The sequence below is a fragment of the Arthrobacter sp. KBS0703 genome (assembly GCF_002008315.2).
GTDB lineage: Bacteria > Actinomycetota > Actinomycetes > Actinomycetales > Micrococcaceae > Arthrobacter.
In genome coordinates this window covers 106,387-124,070 of record NZ_MVDG02000001.1, presented here as the reverse complement: position 1 = coordinate 124,070, position 17,684 = coordinate 106,387, and the positions used below count along the sequence as shown (strand labels likewise).

The 17,684-nt window shown below is 67.6% G+C and carries 15 protein-coding genes; 10 read left to right on the top strand and 5 right to left on the bottom strand.

Going from position 1 to position 17,684, the window contains the following annotated elements; translation table 11 throughout:
• Positions 1-224 precede the first annotated feature (224 nt).
• From B1A87_RS00585 to B1A87_RS00570, 4 genes are all read left to right on the top strand, one after another.
• Positions 225-2,450 carry a S9 family peptidase gene (locus tag B1A87_RS00585; RefSeq protein ID WP_185982183.1) on the top strand — a complete coding sequence of 742 codons (2,226 nt, stop codon included), beginning with the start codon at positions 225-227 and terminating at the stop codon, positions 2,448-2,450.
• A 202-nt stretch (positions 2,451-2,652) separates the two neighbouring features.
• Entirely contained in the window at positions 2,653-3,354 is a 702-nt protein-coding gene (locus tag B1A87_RS00580) for a peptidoglycan-binding protein (protein WP_139362729.1), read from the top strand.
• A gap of 6 nt (positions 3,355-3,360) precedes the next feature.
• The gene (locus B1A87_RS00575; RefSeq protein WP_260680553.1) at positions 3,361-5,847 is read left to right on the top strand and encodes a hypothetical protein; all 2,487 of its coding nucleotides are present in this window, start codon (positions 3,361-3,363) and stop codon (positions 5,845-5,847) included.
• Between the two features lie 324 nt (positions 5,848-6,171).
• On the top strand, positions 6,172-6,978 hold the full coding sequence (locus B1A87_RS00570; protein ID WP_078027545.1) for a class I SAM-dependent methyltransferase: 807 nt from the start codon (positions 6,172-6,174) through the stop codon (positions 6,976-6,978).
• A 26-nt stretch (positions 6,979-7,004) separates the two neighbouring features.
• On the opposite strand, the gene B1A87_RS00565 is transcribed toward B1A87_RS00570, so the two are convergent.
• Positions 7,005-7,379: an STAS/SEC14 domain-containing protein gene (locus B1A87_RS00565; RefSeq protein ID WP_078027596.1), complete on the bottom strand. Its 375-nt coding sequence runs from the start codon at positions 7,377-7,379 to the stop codon at positions 7,005-7,007.
• A gap of 139 nt (positions 7,380-7,518) precedes the next feature.
• Here B1A87_RS00565 and B1A87_RS00560 point away from each other — a divergent pair, with 139 nt between their 5' ends.
• Positions 7,519-9,156 carry an ATP-binding protein gene (locus tag B1A87_RS00560; protein ID WP_078027546.1) on the top strand — a complete coding sequence of 546 codons (1,638 nt, stop codon included), beginning with the start codon at positions 7,519-7,521 and terminating at the stop codon, positions 9,154-9,156.
• A gap of 148 nt (positions 9,157-9,304) precedes the next feature.
• Here B1A87_RS00560 and B1A87_RS22725 read toward each other — a convergent pair whose 3' ends face one another.
• Positions 9,305-9,457, bottom strand: coding sequence for a hypothetical protein (locus tag B1A87_RS22725; RefSeq protein ID WP_185982182.1), 153 nt, complete (start codon positions 9,455-9,457; stop codon positions 9,305-9,307).
• A gap of 200 nt (positions 9,458-9,657) precedes the next feature.
• Here B1A87_RS22725 and B1A87_RS00555 point away from each other — a divergent pair, with 200 nt between their 5' ends.
• From B1A87_RS00555 to B1A87_RS00545, 3 genes are read left to right on the top strand one after another with little or no spacing between them, the layout of a single operon-like run.
• Positions 9,658-10,713, top strand: a complete 1,056-nt coding sequence (locus B1A87_RS00555; RefSeq protein ID WP_078027547.1) for a tol-pal system YbgF family protein — start codon at positions 9,658-9,660, stop codon at positions 10,711-10,713.
• On the top strand, positions 10,714-11,148 hold the full coding sequence (locus B1A87_RS00550; protein ID WP_139362725.1) for a hypothetical protein: 435 nt from the start codon (positions 10,714-10,716) through the stop codon (positions 11,146-11,148).
• Positions 11,138-12,673 carry a bifunctional diguanylate cyclase/phosphodiesterase gene (locus B1A87_RS00545; protein WP_078027549.1) on the top strand — a complete coding sequence of 512 codons (1,536 nt, stop codon included), beginning with the start codon at positions 11,138-11,140 and terminating at the stop codon, positions 12,671-12,673. The genes B1A87_RS00550 and B1A87_RS00545 overlap by 11 nt, the downstream gene beginning before the upstream one ends.
• 15 nt (positions 12,674-12,688) lie before the next feature.
• Here the strand turns inward: B1A87_RS00545 and B1A87_RS00540 are convergent, their stop codons facing one another.
• The 3 genes from B1A87_RS00540 to pta all read right to left on the bottom strand — a co-directional run bounded on the left by B1A87_RS00540 (position 12,689) and on the right by pta (position 16,692).
• Positions 12,689-13,249: a GNAT family N-acetyltransferase gene (locus tag B1A87_RS00540; protein ID WP_078027550.1), complete on the bottom strand. Its 561-nt coding sequence runs from the start codon at positions 13,247-13,249 to the stop codon at positions 12,689-12,691.
• Between the two features lie 114 nt (positions 13,250-13,363).
• Positions 13,364-14,518 carry an acetate kinase gene (locus B1A87_RS00535; RefSeq protein WP_078027551.1) on the bottom strand — a complete coding sequence of 385 codons (1,155 nt, stop codon included), beginning with the start codon at positions 14,516-14,518 and terminating at the stop codon, positions 13,364-13,366.
• Positions 14,519-14,526: 8 nt separating this feature from the next.
• Positions 14,527-16,692 (bottom strand): phosphate acetyltransferase, encoded by a 2,166-nt coding sequence (gene pta / locus B1A87_RS00530; RefSeq protein WP_078027552.1) that lies wholly within the window; start codon positions 16,690-16,692, stop codon positions 14,527-14,529.
• A gap of 249 nt (positions 16,693-16,941) precedes the next feature.
• On the opposite strand from pta, the gene B1A87_RS00525 reads away from it, so the two are divergent.
• Positions 16,942-17,367, top strand: a complete 426-nt coding sequence (locus B1A87_RS00525; RefSeq protein WP_144275674.1) for a hypothetical protein — start codon at positions 16,942-16,944, stop codon at positions 17,365-17,367.
• Positions 17,360-17,647: a hypothetical protein gene (locus B1A87_RS00520; RefSeq protein WP_144275673.1), complete on the top strand. Its 288-nt coding sequence runs from the start codon at positions 17,360-17,362 to the stop codon at positions 17,645-17,647. Before B1A87_RS00525 ends, B1A87_RS00520 begins: the two co-directional genes overlap by 8 nt.
• Positions 17,648-17,684 lie beyond the last annotated feature (37 nt).

Sequence of the window (17,684 nt, the reverse complement as noted above, 5' to 3'; positions counted from 1 at the left end):
GGGGCCAGGTTCCGGCGGGAACGGGTCGGGTTCGTGCACTGGCGGAATGGTCATGGCTCCCCCTCGGCTGCAGGATTGGTTCCGGTTTGCGGACGCGAGTTCAGGATACGCCCGGGCCGGGAACGGGGACAGGCTCCGGCGGGACGTTGGTTGGCCACATTCGCGTCTCTCCCCCGGTAGCGAACGGCCGCCCAAATGTCAGTGCGGCTCTATATATTGAGGGAATGACCCAGACTCCGCTGCAGCACACCGCAACCACCCCCGCCGCTGCCGTCCCCCTCCCTCCCGTTGCCAAGAAGGTGCCCGCCGAGCGCACCCACCACGGCGACACGTTCGTGGACAACTACGAGTGGCTCCGGGACAAGGAATCCGAGGAGGTCGTGGCGCACCTGAAGGCCGAGAACGCCTACCAGGAGGCCGTCACCGCGCACCAGGGACCCCTGCGCGAAGCCATCTTCCAGGAGATCAAGGGCCGCACCCAGGAAACGGACTTGTCCGTTCCCCACCGCAAGGACGGCTGGTGGTATTTCAGCCGCTCGGCGGAGGGCAAGGAATACGGAATTCACTGCCGCGTCCGCGCCCAGGACACCGGCAACCCGGTGGCCGACTGGACTCCCCCCGCAGTGGAGGCCGGCGTCGAAATCCCCGGCGAAGAAATCCTGCTGGACGGCAACGTGGAAGCTGAAGGCAAGCCGTTCTTCTCGGTGGGCGGCACCGCCGTGACGGTGGACGGGAACCTGTACGCGTACGCCGTGGACAACTCCGGGGACGAACGCTTCACCCTGCGCATCAAGGACCTCCGCACCGGCGAGCTGCTGCCGGACGTCATTGAGAACGTCTTCTACGGGGTCTCCTTCTCCCCCGACGGCACCCGGATCTTCTACACCGTGGTGGATGACTCCTGGCGGCCGTACCAGGTCAAGTCGCACGTGCTGGGCACGCCGGTCTCCGACGATGCGGTGATCTACCAGGAGGACGACGTCGCTATGTGGCTGGGCTTTGAGCTCTCCTCCGACCGGCGTCACCTCGTGCTTGGCATCGGCTGCTCGGAGTACAGCGAAACGCGGCTGCTGCGCTTCGACGATCCCGAGGGCAGCCTGACCACCGTCATCTCCCGCGACGAACGGGTCCTGTACGAGGCCGAGCCCTTCCTGCTCGACGGCCAGGAGCGCATCGTCATCACGCACAACCGGAACGCCGTGAACTCGATGGTCTCGCTGCTTGACCCGGCCGAGCTCGCCAAGCCGCTGGCGGAGCAGCACTGGGCCACCGTCGTCGAGCATTCCGATGACGTCCGCGTCAACGGTGCCGGCGTCACGTCCACCCACCTGGTGGTTTCGATCCGCAAGGACACCATCGAGCGGGTCCAGGTGATGTCCCTGGCCGGGCTGGGCACACCCGCCCAGGAACCGCCCGTGGAACCGGCGTTCGACGAGGAACTGTACACGTCGGGCGTGGGCGGATCGGACTACGAAGCCCCCGTGATCCGGGTGGGCTACACGTCCTACTTCACGCCGTCCCGCGTCTACGACTTCGTGCTCCCCACCGCGGAGCAGCCGGCCGGCGAGCTGCTGCTCCGGAAGGAAAGCCCGGTGCTGGGCGGCTACGACTCCACCGATTACGTCGCAACCCGCGAATGGGCCGAGGCCGCGGACGGCACCAAGGTCCCGCTCTCGGTGCTGCGCCACAAGTCCGTTCCCCAGGATTCCACCGCGGCCGGGCTGGTCTACGGTTACGGCTCGTACGAGCTGAGCATGGACCCGGGCTTCGGCGTTGCCCGGCTCTCGCTGCTGGACCGCGGGATCGTGTTCATCATTGCGCACATCCGCGGCGGCGGCGAACTGGGCCGGCACTGGTACGAGGACGGCAAGAAGCTCACCAAGAAGAACACCTTCACGGACTTCATCGCGGCCACTGACTGGCTGGCCGCGTCGGGTTGGGCGGCCCCGGACCGGATCGCGGCCATCGGCGGATCCGCGGGCGGCCTGCTCATGGGCGCCGTGGCCAACCTCGCGCCGGACAAGTACGCGGCCGTCCTGGCGCAGGTGCCCTTTGTGGACGCACTGAACACCATCCTGGATCCGGAGCTCCCCCTGTCCGCACTGGAGTGGGAAGAATGGGGCAACCCCATCACCGACCCCGAGGTCTACCAGTACATGAAGTCGTACACGCCCTACGAGAACGTCCGCGAGGTGGCCTACCCCAAGATCGCGGCGGTGACGTCCTTCAATGACACCCGCGTCCTATACGTCGAACCGGCCAAGTGGGTGCAGATCCTGCGGTCCAAGACCACGGGAACCGAGCCGATCGTCATGAAGATCGAGATGGACGGCGGACACGGCGGGGCCTCCGGCCGGTATGTGCAGTGGCACGAACGGGCCTGGGACTACGCCTTCATTGCCGATTCCCTCGGCGCCACGGAACTGCTGCCTGGTGCCGGGTTGAAGTAGGGCCCGCCCGCGCTGGCCTGTGGAAACGGTTGCTCCGCGGCCCTTTTGAGCGCTCAGAAGGGCATCTACGGAGCAAACGGCGCATACAGATCGTAATCATGCTTACTATTGACTCGCATACGGGCATCTTTGGTGCACCTGTCCGCTGGGGGCAGGGAATCCGGTGCCGGAACTGGAGCATGGCGTGAGCAATGAACAGGACTTGACCCCGCTTTCCGACGACGAACTGATGGCGCATTCGGGCACGGCCCTGCCGGACAAGGAAGTCGCCTCCGTACTTGACCTCAACGCAGACCTCGATCTGGGCATCAGCGCCGCCGCGCCCATCGACCTCGCCGTTGCGGCAAATGCCAACGTTGCCGCCCCGATCGACGCCGCGGCGTCCGCCAACATCCTCTCCTTCGGCTCGGAATCGCAGGCCCTTGCCGACCAGGGCGTCATCATCGACCAGGGAATCACCGCCGATGCCACGGCCGATTCCACCCAGGACAGCACCATCACCCAGGGCAGCGGCACGGCGGACGGCGGAACTGTCGACGGCGGGACTCCCGCGTCAACGGACGGCGGCGCGGTGGACGGTGGCCAGGTACCGTCCGGCACCACTCCGGGCGGCACTGTTCCGGACGTCGGAGCCCTGCCCGTGGACCCCTCCACAGCCCTCGACGGTGACCTCCTGAACGTCAACGTGGACCTCACCGCCGACGCCGACATCGCCGCCCCGATCAACGGCGCCGTGGCGGCCAACGCCAACGTGGCCGCGCCGATCGACGCCGCCGTAGCCGCCAACATCGGATCCATCGACAGCGACGCGGTCGCGGTGGCACAGCAGGACGCCATCATCACGCAGAACATCGACGGCGAAGCCACCGCCTCCGCCGACCAGCAGTCCGATCTCCAGCAGTAGTCCCGAATGAACACTGCGCCCGGCGGGCCGTCGAGCATGGACGGCCCGCCGGCTTCCCCACGCCTGCAGCCATCCCGACGGCGGCTTCCGCCCCGGGTGGACCGTCAGCGCCAGGCGCCCCGGCCGCCTGTCTCTTATACACATCTGCGCGAGGTGCCTTCCCGCGCCGACGGCATCCAGCTGATCGGCGAAGCCAAGGGCTCCGGCTACCGCGAGCCCCCGTCCCTGGTGCGCCGTGCAGACGGCCAGACCATCCAGCTCACCCGGCTGCTGTTCCTCGTCCTGGAGGCAGTTGACGGCATGCGGGGCATCGATGAAATCGCGGACCTGGCCGGCTCGCGTTTCGGCCGACTCGTCAGCGGCGACAACGTCCGGACGCTCATCGAGAGCCAACTTTTGCCGCTCGGGTTGCTGCAGCTCGCCGACGGCTCCCAGCCCGAGGTACGGAAATCCGATCCCCTGCTGGGCATGCGATTCCGCTACACCGTCACGGATCCGGAGCGCACGCGCAGGCTGACGGCCCCGTTCGCGGCGCTCTTCCATCCGCTCATCGTGGCTGCCGTCATCGCTGCGTTCCTGGCCTCCTGCTGGTGGGTCCTGATGGTCAAGGGGCTGGCGTCGGCCACGCACGCTGCCTTCGCCAATCCGTGGCTGCTGCTGTTGATCTTCGCTGTCACGATCCTGTCCGCAGGCTTCCACGAATTTGGCCATGCCGCGGCCGCGCGCCGGGGAGGAGCGAGTCCGGGCGCGATGGGCGCAGGCCTCTACCTGGTCTGGCCGGCGTTCTACACGGATGTCACCGATTCCTACCGTCTGGGCAGGGGCGGCCGCCTGCGGACCGACGTCGGCGGCCTGTACTTCAATGCAATCGTTGCCGTGGCCATCATGGGCATCTGGTGGGCCACCGGCTTCGATGCGCTGCTGCTGGTTGTGCTCACGCAGATACTGCAGATGGTCCGCCAGCTCATCCCCCTGGTCCGCTTCGACGGGTACCACATCCTGGCCGATGCCACGGGCGTGCCGGACCTGTTCCAACGGATCAGACCCACACTGCTGGGGCTGCTCCCGTGGCGGTGGCGCAGCCCCGAGCCCGAAGCGCAGGCCCTGAAACCCTGGGCCCGCGCCGTCATCACCGTCTGGGTCCTGGTGACCGTTCCGCTGCTCCTGATCAGCATGGTGCTTATGGTGATCTCGCTCCCGCGGCTGCTGGGCACGGCCTGGGCAAGCCTCCAGCACCAGCAGGCCCTGCTGTCCGGCAGCTTCTCGAATGGAGACTTCGCGGACGCAGCGGTACGGGTCCTGGCCATCGCCGTCGTCGCTCTTCCCATCCTGGGCACTGCCTACATGCTGTTCCGCCTGGCGCGGCAACTGGGCGTGTGGCTATGGGCGAAAACCAAGGGGAAGCGGCTGCAGCGCGGAACCGCCATGGCCGCCATCGCCGCGGTTGCCGCCGGGCTGGCCTGGGCCTGGTGGCCCGCGGGGGACAACTATCGCCCCGTGCAGCCCTACGAACGTGGCACGCTCTTCGATGCCACCTCCGCGATCTATCCCGCCCTGTCCGGCGGAGACGGAGCCCTGCGCGAAGGCCGGGCAGGCCAGACAGTTGCACTGTGGCCGGACGGCGCGCCGCTGCCCACCCGGGACAGGCCGCAGCTCAGCCTGGTCCTCGTCCCGCGGGGAGGGACAGCGCCGGCTCCGGCCCGGGGGGACCAGCCGAATCAGGGTGCGGACACCACCCGCGAAGCCGCGCCTCCGCCGTCGTGGGTCTTTCCTTTCGACCGGCCCGCGGGTCCGGAGGAGGACGGCAACCAGGCACTCGCGGTGAACACTACCGACGGCTCGGTGACCTACGACGTCGCCTTCGCGCTGGTGTGGGCCGGCGGCGGGCCCGTGGATACGCGCAACGAGGCCTACGCCTTCGCGAACTGCGCGGACTGCGCGGCGGTTGCTGTCGGTTTCCAGGTGGTGCTGATGTTGGGCCAGACGGATGTGGTGGTCCCCGAGAATCTCTCCGCAGCAGCGAACTACAACTGCGTGCGGTGCCTGACCTATGCCCTGGCCAGCCAGCTTGTACTGACGCTGGACGGACCCCTCAGCGAGGACGGGATGGCCCGGCTCAGCAGCCTGTGGCAGGAAATTGCGGAGTTCGGGCGCGGGTTGCAGGACGTTCCCCTCTCCGAAATCCAGGGGCGGCTGAACGCCTACAAGGAGCAGCTCATGGAGCTCATCCGGAACGACCCCAGCGCTTCCAAGGCCGCCGCGCCCGGCAGTGACCCGACACCCGGTTCGACGGCTACGCCCGGGTCTGGCTCCGGGTCTACGCCCGGGCCTGGCTCCGGCGGGTCTGGCTCTGTCTCTTATACACATCTAGATGTGTATAAGAGACAGGCGCTCCGACACAGGGCGCGACGCCGGCCCTGCACCGTCGAACGTGCCGGCCGGCCCCGGCGCGACTGCTCCCTCGGGCACGGTCCCCGGGAACACGACTCCTAACCCGTCAGCCACCACGGATCCGACGCCGCCCGCGACGGATCCGGCGTCCGATCCAGCGGCAGGCGCGGAGGCGGCCACTCCCGGCCAGGCCGCAGCCGCACCTTAGCCCACGCACGAGCCCACCAACCCACGCCCCGGCCGAGCCCATCGCGGCCGCGATTCACCAAAAATGGCCGCCTGAAGGGTCTCCCAGGCGGCCATTTTTGGCGAACCGGCGGAGCTCCCGGCGTAATGTCGCGGCTTGAGGACCCCACAACAGCCCAAAGCCCGGTGTTCCGCGCGGAATCGGGCCCGGCACAGCGCATGACGGCATATATTTGAACGATGCTCTCGGCGCTGAAGAAATACCTGCTGATCCCCAAACTGGTGAGGCTGTCCTCTGCGGCGCCCAGGGATCCGCGGCAAGCCTGGGACCAGTTCTGGGGCAACGTCCGCGCCACCGGTGCGGGCGGCGACGTGCTGTGGGACACCGGCGACGACCACGAAATGCTGGGCTACGTGGAACAGCTGAAGCGGCAGCTGAACCCGGACCTGCCGATTGTCGACGTCGGCTGCGGCAACGGCACGTTCAGCCGCCGGCTTGCCGCGCACTTCCCGCATGTACTGGGCGTGGACGTCTCCCCCAACGCCGTTGCCCGCGCGCACTCCGAATCTGCCGGGCTGGAGCGGGTGTCATACCTGGCGGCCGACATGACCGCTCCCGGGGCGTGGCGCGCGGTGGCCGATGCCCTTGCCGCCGCCGGGGTGGCCGGAGAAGCGAACATCTTCATCCGTGGTGTCCTGCATGTGCTCAAGCGCCCGGCGCAGGCTGCCCTCGCCGAGCAGCTCCTCCCCCTGGTGGGCAAACGCGGGCGGGTGTTCCTGGCCGAGACGGACTTCCGGGGCAACGCCGTCGAGTACGTGAGCCATCTTGGGGCCACGCTTCATTCCATCCCCGCTCCACTGGAAAAGGCGATCCGCGGCCTGCCCATGCCCGGCCGCTTCGGGCCGGCTCAGCGCAGGCGGGCGTTTCCGGAGCTGCGCTGGGACGTGGTGGAGGACGGGCCGGCCGTCATCGAAACCCGCCCGCTGACATCCCCTAACCAGTCCGAGCAAATCCCGGGCTACTTCTCAGTGCTCCAGGCCCGCTGACCGGTGGAGGAAAAACCGCCCCGAGCTTAGTGGTCCCTCAACCAGAGGAGGGCTTCGCGCTCCGACGTGAAGAATTTCGTGGGACACGGCACCTTGTTGATGCCCAGGAAAAAGTTGGCAATGACTCGGTCCACGGGTGAAGAACCGAGTAGCGCGATCCTCGATGCCTGGCACGGCCTGCCGAACACTGCCCTCGCGGCACGGCTCACGTCTGCGGTGGTTGCCATGTCCACGAGCATGGGATGGCGGCTCTCCCCGCAGAGGATATTGACCCGCTCCATGGCGGCTTCGGCGTCCTCCTCTGTAAGGCTCGCTCCCCGGGCCCAGGTCAGCCGCAGGAGCCCCTCGGGGTCCAGCTCCAATTCAAACAGGGCGTTCCGGCCGCTGGCATCGGCATCCACAATCAAGACCTCCGCGGTGGCTATTGAGACAACTATCAAGCTACAGGCCTCCGCGTTCGCGGCCAATGCGGTCCACGTGCTGATAATGTGAGTCGAAAATCACGGTAGCCGCAAGGGCTCGCGCACAACAGGGGGCACAGTGGTCCAGGCTTCGCCGGAACATCTTTCCGCGCCGCGCGACGCAATCGTCGCCATACCCGAGGCGGAACGGCTGCATGCTACCGCTTCCGTCCTCACCGGAGCGGGCTACACTGTGCGCACCGCTTCCGACACCGGAGCCCTCGCCGCCGAGCTGGAACGCAACCACGCCGCCGTCGTGCTTTTGGATACGGCACTGGCCGACGGGTACACGTGGGAGGGCACACCGGTGCTCCTCATCGTGGACCTCGCCGGAGACTTTGACCTGGCGCGGCTTGAGCCGTGGGGCATCGCCGACTACGTCTCCCGCGGAGCCGACGGGGAGGAACTGGCCCACCGCGTCGAAACACTGATCGGCCGGTCCCGGGAACGCCGCCGGATCCGCGCCCAGGCGGAGTTCCTGCGCGAGAGCCTCCGCAACGTTTCCGCCGCCATCCGCGGCACCAACAGTCCCCAGCAGATGGCCGGGCACCTCGTCCGGGGCTTCTTGGAGTCGCTGGGCACGGACCAAGTCTGGTTCACCACGTTCCAGGACACCCGCGTGCCCCGGATCACCGCCCAGTGGTGCAAGCCCGGGCTGCCCCCGCTGCCCGACACTTTGGGTTCCTATGAGGACGCGGCCCGCGAACTGGCGACGTCTCTCTGGGCAGACGCCGAGGTCCTGGCCGTCTCGGACCACCAGACCGATCAGGGATCTCCGCTGGCCGACGGTCTGCAGACCTGGTGCGGGCTGCCCTCCGTCCGGTCATCGATCGCGGTTCCTGTGGGCGACGGCGACTCCGCGCTGGGCATCATCTGGATCACGCAGCTGGACGCGCCGCGCGAATGGACCCGGGCCGAGATCGCCCTGATCCAGCACGTGGCGGGAAACCTCGCCCACAGCCTCATCCAGGGCCACCTGATCAGCGCCCAGGTGCAGGTGCTGCAGCAGCTGCGGGAACTGGACAAGGCCAAGACTGACTTCCTGGCCACCGTCAACCACGAGCTCCGGACTCCGCTGACGTCCATTACCGCCTATCTGGACATGATCCGCGACGGCGCCGGCGGCCCCGTGCCTCCGGGCATCGAGTCCATGATGGAGGTCATCTCGCGGAACTCGGACCGGCTCCGGCGCCTCATCGAGGACATGCTCACGGTGTCGCAGCAGGACGGCTCCGGAAACCTGAACCTCAAGCAGGTGGAGCTGGGCCAGGTGCTGCGGATCGTGGTGGCGGCCCTGCGCCCGCTGGCCGAATCGCGGAACGTCACCATCACCGGCGCCGATTCCCACGAGGACGTCAAGATCCAGGCCGACGAAGCCCAGCTCGAGCAGGTCTTCACCAACATCGTGGCGAACGCCATCAAATTCACGCCCGACGGCGGCCGCATCAGTATCAGCTTCATGCCCGAGACCGCGGGCCAGTCCGCCGTCGTCAGCGTCGCCGACACCGGCGTGGGCATTCCCGAACAGGAAATCTCCCAGGTCTTCACCCGGTTCTACCGGGCCTCCAACGCCTCCTCGGCGGCCGTGCCGGGCAGCGGGCTGGGGCTGGCGATCGCCCACGACATCGTGCACCGCCACGGCGGCTCGCTGGACCTGACCTCCACCCTGGGCTCGGGGACCACCGTTTCCGTCCACCTGCCGCTGACCGGACCGTAGCGCAGCAGCGTGGACTCAGCGGCGCCGGCTCAGCGGCGCCGGCTCAGCGGCGCCTACAGCAACCACCCGCCAAGAGCCGACATATGGAAACTGCCCCGGACCGATGGGTCCAGGGCAGTCCAAATTGTCGCGTTTGAGACCACGAACTTTAGTGAGGCCACCAGCCGATCTGCGAGTAGCTGACCGTTTCTGTCGAGGAGGACGAGGTGACGTCCTTGTCCTTAGCGGCGTTCGCAGGAGCAGCGAATCCGGCAACAGCCAGGATGCCGGTCATGAGGAGTGTTGCGGCTACTTTCTTCATCCGCTGTTCCTTTCGTTGTGATGTGAATTACTCATTACGGCGACAGTATACGTTCTTAATCTCAAGTTTTAGTCAAGTCAATTGCTGTCATTTCCGAAGAATTTCACCGGGGCCCACGGCAGGGGCGATATCGGCTGTAACAAGCGCCATTCCGCGGGGGAACGTCGGCGTTCTGCGCCCCGGCATGGATAATTGTGAGCATGTCTATGCCGCGCGACTTGTCACCCTTCGTGATTGCAGAATTGGCTGCCCGCGAAAGCTGGAAGCGGCGGGACTACAGTGCCGGTTTTACCCAGGCCGGGGAAGCCGCCGACATGGCCAGGGAGGTCGGCGATGACCTGAGCTGGTGGAAGATGGTGCTGCTCCAGGCAGAATGCCTCCGTGACCAGGGATCCGTTCAGGAATGCGTCGATCTGGCCCGCCAACTCACCGAGCATGAGGTGGCTGGCTCCGCGCCGGACCTTGGAGCCCGTGCCCAGATCCTGCTGGCGGTTTCCCTGCAGGGTGTGGGAAGGCTGCCTGAGGCCGTGCAGGCGGCGGCCGCCGCAGCCCGCCTCGTGGCCGGCGACTTCGAAAATGTCTACCTGCACCTCCAGGCCCAGCAGGCCCTCATCGCGGCCCTCGCTGAAAGCGGCAGGCTTGAGGAAGCATGGCGGGAGTGCCTGGACCTCGAATCACTACTCACTGACCATGTGGACGAGGACACCGCCGGCAAGGCCTACTGGGTGATGGGCAACGTTGCGTTCCTGAGCGACCGGGTCAACGAGGGCAGCCACTACCACGACCTCGCGGCAGGCCAGCTGTCACCGTCCAAGGATGTGGACCTTTGGGCACGCTTCAACCGGGGCTCCGCGGAAATGCGCCTGCACGCCCAGCTCGGCAACGCCGCGACCCTCCGCTGCATCGAGCGGGCCGAGCTGGCCACGGAAGTTGTGGGCGGCAGCGAACGCGACATGCTGGAAATGTCCCTGGTCCGCGCCCACTGGTACTACCTCACCGGCGACATGGATTCGGCGATCAACCTGCTGGAACCGCTCCGCAGCAAGTTCCCCGTCCTCGCAACGCAGACCGCCGCCGAGGCCTCCTTCATTCTCGGCAAGGCCCTCATGGCACAAGGATCCAGCACCAATTCCATGCAGATATTGGAAGAGGCGGCTACGCTGTTCGATACGGCGGCTGCGCCGGAGCGGAGCGCAACGGTGCGGACGTTCTTGGCCTCGGCCGAGAACCACCAGCAGTTTCTCCAAGGGGGGTAAGTGTCAGAGACAACAGTGGCTCCAGGCCCTGCGCCGGACCTGCCCCTGCCGCCGGCCGGTGGAGGACTGCCCGCACCTGCCGTGACTCTTACGGTGCTGCCAGACCTGGCCGTGAAAGCCGTGCTGCCACGCGGCGCGGACCTGGACGCAACCGGCGCCGCCCAGTTGAGCGAGCAGCTCGGTGAGCTGGCCGGAGGCCGCCGGGTCGCCGTCGTACTTGAACTGACCGGCGTGGCGTCCGTGAGCCGCACCGCGCGGGCCGCCTACGCGGCCATTCCCTCGGTGTCCGCCTGGGCGTTTGTTGGCCAAAGCCCCGTGGACAGGCTGCTCGCGCATTTCCTCCTGGGCGGGGAGTTCAGCCTGGTCCCGGCGCAGTACTTCACGTCGGACGCCGAAGCCCTTGACTGGTTGAGACGCCTGGACAATGTTCACTGACGGCGATCCGCGGCTGGGGCGGCTACTCGACGGCATTGTCCGGCTCGCCTCCGGGGAGCTCCATTCGCGCATCGAAATTTCCGACGCCCGGGATGAGCTGGACGCCGTCATCATGGGCACCAACCTGCTCGCCGAAGACCTCCAGATCATCTACCAGGAACTGGAAGACCGGGTTGAATCCCGCACCCAAATGCTCAACGCGGCGCACCTGGAGCTGCAACAAATGGCCCTCACCGATACCCTGACGGGCCTTTTCAACCGTTCCGCGCTGGTCAGCGCCCTGAAGGCCGCCCAGGCGGAAGCGGCCGACGGCGGGCTGCCGCCGGCGCTGCTGCTGCTGGACCTTGACGCCTTCAAGAGCATCAACGATTCCTTGGGCCATTCCATGGGCGACCAGGTGCTGGCCGCGGTGGGAAGGCGGATCCAGTCCTGCGTGCGCGACACCGACATGGTGGCCCGGCTGGGCGGCGACGAATTCGCCATCCTGCTCCCCGCCACCAAGCCGGCCAAGGCCGCGGCGGTGGGGAACCGGATACTGGACGCCCTCAACGGAACCCTCGATGTGGACGGCAAGACCATCCGCTGCGGAGCCAGCCTGGGGCTGCGCATTGCGGACCCCGGCGAGACCTCCGAGGAACTGCTCATGGAGGCCGACATCGCCATGTACGCCTCCAAGGCTGACGGCCGCAACAAGCTGCGGGTGTTCGAACCGGCCATGCTGCACGCCCGGCAGCTCCGCAACCAGCTGGTGGGAGAACTCCGCGAGGCCATTTCCGGATCACAGCTGGTGCTGTTCTACCAGCCGATCATTGAGCTGGCCACCGGCAGGATCGAGGGCGTCGAGGCCCTGGTGCGCTGGCAGCATCCCACCCGCGGGCTGATCATGCCGGACGAATTCATCCCCATCGCCGAGGAAACCGGCCTCATTTCCGAGCTGGGCAAGTGGGTCCTCAAGGCCTCCGTGGAGCAGCTCCGGCGTTGGCGGACGGACCCGGAGACCAAGAAGCACAACTTCACCATGCGGATCAATATCTCCGCCGCGGACCTGCAGCGCCTCGAGTTCATCGAGGACGTCCGCGACGCCCTCAGCTCCGCGGACCTGGAACCCGCGCTGCTGGTCCTGGAGCTGACCGAGAGCGCCATCATCCAAGGCAACGAGCTTGACCGGTACACACTGGCGAGCCTGCGGAAGCTCGGGGTGGGCCTGGAGATTGACGACTTCGGCACCGGGTATTCCTCCATCAGCTACCTGAGGCGACTCCCGGTGGACCGGGTCAAGGTGGACCGCACCCTGCTCACTGCACTGGGCAGCGACCCCGCCCAGCCGGCCCTGATTGCGGCCATCCACCAGCTCATCCGGGCCTGCTCGCTTGAGGCCGTGTGGGAAGGCGTGGAGACCGCGGAACAGGCCGAACACCTCCGAAGCACAGGCTGTGTCAGCGGGCAGGGCTATTACTTCAGCCGGCCCCTGCCCGAAGCCGAATTCACGGCGCGCCTGATCCGGCAGGACGTCTGGCCCGGCTGATCCGCGCCGGCCCCGTCAGGTAACCAAGCCAGCCCGCCACTCCTCGGCGAGCAAAGCGTAGATCAGCTCCGTGGACCACGCCCCCTTGTAGCGCCAGTTCTCCACGAGCGTGGCCTCCAGCCGCATGCCCACCCGCTCGCAGATCCTGGCCGATCCGGTGTTGAGCGAATCCAGCTTGGCATCGATCCGGTGGAAGCCCAGTTGACCGAAGCCGAGGTCCAGCAACGCCCGCGCAGCCTCGGTGGCGTACCCCTTGCCGCGCGCCTCGGGCGCCATGATCCAGCCGATCTCGGCCTGCCCGTCGCCCGGCAGCCACTTGAGCACCACCTCGCCGAGCAGCCCGGGATTGTCCGTGGCTTCAACGGCCAGGCAGATCCAGTCGCCCTCCTTCTCGAAGGCGAAATTGGCGTACCTGCCCACGGTTTCCATGGACTGCGTGTAGGTCTTGGCCTCCCTCAGCAGGAAGCGCGCCGTTTCCGGAAGCGACTGGTAGGCATGGAACGCGTCCAGGTCCGAGGCCTCGAACCGGCGCAGCCGCAGGCGCTCGGTGTGGATGGGCAGGGCGATGTCGGGCATGGTTCGAGGGTACGCCGCCGGCCGTCCGCCGATCACCAAAAACGGCCGCCCGGCGTGCCCTTCAGGCGGCCGTTTTTGGCGATTCGGTGCCGTTCCGAACGCGTTTGGGACAGGCTAACCTCCGACGACGGCGGCCGTCGCCTCTGCGATGGCACGTTCCTCGTCCGTGGGGACCACGAGCACCGGGATGGCGGACGACGCGGAGGAAATCACCCGGGGTTCCTTGGACCGCTCAGCATTCAGGCCGGCGTCGAGCTCGATGCCCAGGGCACGCAGCCGCTCCCCCACCAGCGCACGGAACTGGTGGGAGTTCTCGCCGATCCCCGCCGTGAACACCAGGGCCTTCGCTCCGCCCACCGCCACATGGTAGCCGCCGATGTACTTGGCCAGCCGGTAGGACGCGACGGCGAGCGCGGTGGCCGCCCGGGCGTCGCCGGCTTCGGAAGCCTCCACCACCGAGCGCATGTCGTTGTTGCCGGCCAGGCCCTTGAGCCCGGATTCGCGGTTCAGCATGGTGTCCAGGTCCTCCGCGTTCCACCCGACGCGGGCCAGGAACACGAGGATGGACGGATCAAGATCGCCGGAGCGGGTGCCCATGACCAGGCCCTCCAGCGGCGTAAAGCCCATGGAGGTGTCCACGGACTTGCCGCCCCGGATCGCCGTGACCGAGGCGCCGTTCCCCAGATGGGCGATCACGCCGTCGAACTCGTCCGCAGGAAGATCCAGCAGCGCCGCGGCCCGGTGCGTGACGTATTCGTGCGAGGTGCCGTGGAAGCCGTAGCGGCGAATCCCGTGGTTGGTGTAGAGCTTATCCGGCACGGCATAGCGCCAAGCGTGCTCGGGCAGCGTGCGGTGGAAGGCGGTGTCGAACACGGCGACCTGCGGCATATCCGGCCATTTCTTGGCGATGGCCCGGATGCCCAGCACGTTGGCGGGGTTGTGGAGGGGAGCCAGCGGATTGAGCCGCTCGATGGCGCGGGTGATCTCGTTGTTGATCAGCACGGGCTCGCCGAACCGCTCGCCGCCGTGGACCACGCGGTGCCCCACGGCATCCAGCTCCCGGTCACCCAGCACCTCGTGGATCGCGGCATCCACCTGCTCGAGGGCTTCGGCATGGTCCGCCGGGCCCACCACCTCGCCGTCGCCCTGGCCGCCGTTGGACACGCCGATCCTCTCGATCAGCCCGTCGGTGAGGATGCTGCCGGCCGCGACGTCACGCACCTGGTACTTGAGCGAAGACGAGCCGGAGTTGATGACAAGCACGAGCATGGGGCCTCCTAAGCCTTGGCTTCTGCGGACGGGACGGTTGCTGCTGCGGGTTCCGGCGCGGCGGCCTGCTGCGGGGCGGTCTGCTGTTCCGGGGAGGGCGGCTGCACGGACTGGGCCTGCACGGCGGTGATGGCCACCGTGTTCACGATGTCCTCCACCGTGCAGCCGCGGGACAGGTCGTTGACCGGCTTGCGGAGCCCCTGCAGGACGGGCCCGACGGCCACCGCCCCGGAGGTCTGCTGCACCGCCTTGTACGTGTTGTTGCCGGTGTTCAGGTCCGGGAAGATGAACACGGTGGCCTGGCCGGCCACGGACGAGCCGGGCATCTTGGACGCGGCGATGGAGGCGTCCACGGCGGCGTCGTACTGGATGGGGCCCTCCACGGGCAGCCCCGGCCGGCGGTTCTTCACCAGCTCGGTGGCCAGCCGCACCTTCTCCACGGCCTCGCCCGAGCCGGAACCGCCGCTGGAGTAGGACAGCATGGCCACCCGGGACTCCACGCCGAACTGGGCCGCGGTTTCCGCCGAGGCGAGCGCGATGTCCGCCAGCTGTTCCTCGTTGGGGTCGGGGTTCACGGCGCAGTCGCCGTAGACCAGCACACGGTCCGGCATGAGCATGAAGAACACCGACGATACGATCTTCACGCCCTCGCGGGTCTTCACGAACTCCAGCGCCGGGCGGATGGTGTGGGCCGTGGTGTGCGCGGCGCCGGACACCATGCCGTCCACCACACCAAGCTGGACCATCATGGTGCCGAAGTAGCTGCCGTCCAGCATGACTTCCAGTGCCCGGGCCAGGTCCACTCCCTTGTGCGCCCGCAGCTCCGCGTACTTCTCCGCGAAACCTTGGCGCAGCTCCGAGGTGGCAGGATCCACGATGTTGATGCCGGACAGGTCGATGCCCCGGCTGGCGGCGAGCTCCCTGACGTCGGTTTCGCGGCCCAGCAGCGTGAGGTCGCAGACGTCGCGGCGGTACAGGATCTCGGCGGCGCGAAGGATCCGGACGTCCGTGCCCTCCGGAAGCACGATGTGGCGGCGCTGGGACCGGGCCCGCTCGATGAGGTCGTGCAGGAACCGCAGCGGGGTCATGCGCTCGGCCCGGGGCAGGTGCAGGCGTTCCAGGATCTCAGCCTCGTCCACCCGCCGCGACCACAGGCCAAGCGCGGAGGCCACCTTGCGGCGGTGCCCGCTCCAAATCTCGCTGCGGACCTCGGCAACCCGGCGGGCCGTGGTGTAGGTGTCGTCGGTCGTGTCGAAGACCGGGAACGGGGCGGATGCCAGCAGCGGGTAGATGTTGGCATCCGGGGCCAGGCCGCCGGTGAGGATCAGCGCTGACGGCACGGGGAACTCCGGGGAGAACGACGACGCCAGGCACGCCACCATCACGTCCGCCCGGTCCCCCGGCACGATCACCAGCGCGCCGTCGTCGAGCACGTTCAGGAAGTTGCCCACATTCATGGCTGCCACTTTGACGTCCCGGACGTCGCGCTCCATGTCCGCGCGGCCGGCAATCTGGCGGATGCCCAGGGCGGCGGCCACCTCGCCCGTGGTGGGCCGGGCAATGTCGTCGAGCTCCGGGAAGATGTACACCGGACGGCCGGAGGCACCGGGCTTCACGGCTGCAGCGATCGCGTCCGCGTCCTGCGGATCGGCGCGGTTCACCATGATGGCCAGCAGCGTGCACTTCTCCGCCGCCAGCTCCTTCCGTGCGACGTCGACGGCGGCGGCCGTCTCCGCGACGCTGCGCCCCTTCGCGCCCACCACCGCCACCACGGGGGCGGCCAGGTTGTTGGCGAGGCGGGCGTTGAGGTCGAATTCGACGGCGGCCTCCTGACCCGTGAGGTCCGTCCCTTCCACGATGATCACATCGCAGTGCCGGCCCATCTCGGCGAAGATCTCCACGCAGCGGGCGTCGATGTCCTCGCGCTTGCCCTCTGCGAGCAGGCCGCGGACCTCCGTGAAGGTCAGGCCGCCGCGACAGCGCTGGTCCTCGAGGTCGAAGCGGGATTTCATCAGCGCCACCATGGGGTCCGCCCCGGCGTCGTCCCCGTGGACTACGGGTTTGAAGAAGCCGATGCGGTCCGCGTGCCGGTGGAGCGTGTCCGCGAGGCCCAGCGCTATGAGCGACTTGCCCGAACCCGGCGTGGTCGCACTGACATATATACCTTTGGCCATGATCAGTCCTCTGGTTGGAAGTCCTGCGCGGAGCGTGCAGCGGCGATGTGTCCCTTAGAGACATACCCCTCGGCGATTCCGCCCAAGCACCGGAGCCGCGCTTCTCCATACTTTCACTTGTTCGCCGACTTTCGGGAGCAGACAATGGTGTTGATTCCCACGTCAGCGGCTCAGCGCTCCACGGGCACGTGGCGGGCCAGCGCCTCGAGACCCATCCCTAACCGGCGATTCCGACCGACGGCACTGCTGATGAACTCTCCCGAGTCCCCTGCAACTTCGCCTGCCACGTCTGCGTCCCTCATCAAACGGCATCCCGTGGCCGCCTTCGTGGCCATTGCCATCACGCTCTCCTGGGCCGCCCAGATAGGTTCCATCCTGCCGATCGGGAACATCCTGCCCGGGATCCTTGCCGAATTGCTGATCCTGCTGGGAACGGCCGTCCTTGTCACCGGCTCCGCGAGCGGACGGCCCGCCGTGCGTGAGCTCTTTCGCCGGGCGTTCCGCTGGCGAGTGGCACCGGGCTGGTATGTGGCGGCGCTGCTGGCCGTTCCCGCACTCAACATGGTTATTGCCGCGGCCACCGTAACCTTCCACCCGCCTGCCGAGGGCTGGGCTCCGCTGCTGGGCAGTTATCTGCTGAACACCTGTCTCTTATACACATCTAGATGTGTATAAGAGACAGGGCCACAGCCTGCTGATCGTGGGGCTGTTGCACGGGTCCTTCAACGCCTCCGCGGAGGCAAAGCTGGACGTGTTCGACGGCGGCCGGCAGCAGATTGCCGCGGTGATCGTGCTGCTCGGCGGCGTCGCGGCGGCGCGCATCCTCCGGAGTCCCCGCCGCGCCGGCCAGCAACCCCTCCCCGACCTGCGCGAACGAACACATCAGCACCCCGCGGAGGCGGCCGGGACGAGCCCTGCGGAGGAGACCGGCCATGGCTCACCACCTGCCGGCTGACGGCCACGGCCGCGTGCCGCCGCGCCAGCCACCTCAG

Coding starts and splice junctions, on each gene's coding strand:
- B1A87_RS00585 (WP_185982183.1), top strand. CDS start 225: ATGACCCAGACTCCGCTGCAGCACACCGCAACCACCCCCGCCGCTGCC.
- B1A87_RS00575 (WP_260680553.1), top strand. CDS start 3,361: ATGAACACTGCGCCCGGCGGGCCGTCGAGCATGGACGGCCCGCCGGCT.
- B1A87_RS00570 (WP_078027545.1), top strand. CDS start 6,172: ATGCTCTCGGCGCTGAAGAAATACCTGCTGATCCCCAAACTGGTGAGG.
- B1A87_RS22725 (WP_185982182.1), bottom strand. CDS start 9,457: ATGAAGAAAGTAGCCGCAACACTCCTCATGACCGGCATCCTGGCTGTT.
- B1A87_RS00555 (WP_078027547.1), top strand. CDS start 9,658: ATGTCTATGCCGCGCGACTTGTCACCCTTCGTGATTGCAGAATTGGCT.
- B1A87_RS00545 (WP_078027549.1), top strand. CDS start 11,138: ATGTTCACTGACGGCGATCCGCGGCTGGGGCGGCTACTCGACGGCATT.
- B1A87_RS00540 (WP_078027550.1), bottom strand. CDS start 13,249: ATGCCCGACATCGCCCTGCCCATCCACACCGAGCGCCTGCGGCTGCGC.
- B1A87_RS00535 (WP_078027551.1), bottom strand. CDS start 14,518: ATGCTCGTGCTTGTCATCAACTCCGGCTCGTCTTCGCTCAAGTACCAG.
- pta (WP_078027552.1), bottom strand. CDS start 16,692: ATGGCCAAAGGTATATATGTCAGTGCGACCACGCCGGGTTCGGGCAAG.
- B1A87_RS00525 (WP_144275674.1), top strand. CDS start 16,942: ATGAACTCTCCCGAGTCCCCTGCAACTTCGCCTGCCACGTCTGCGTCC.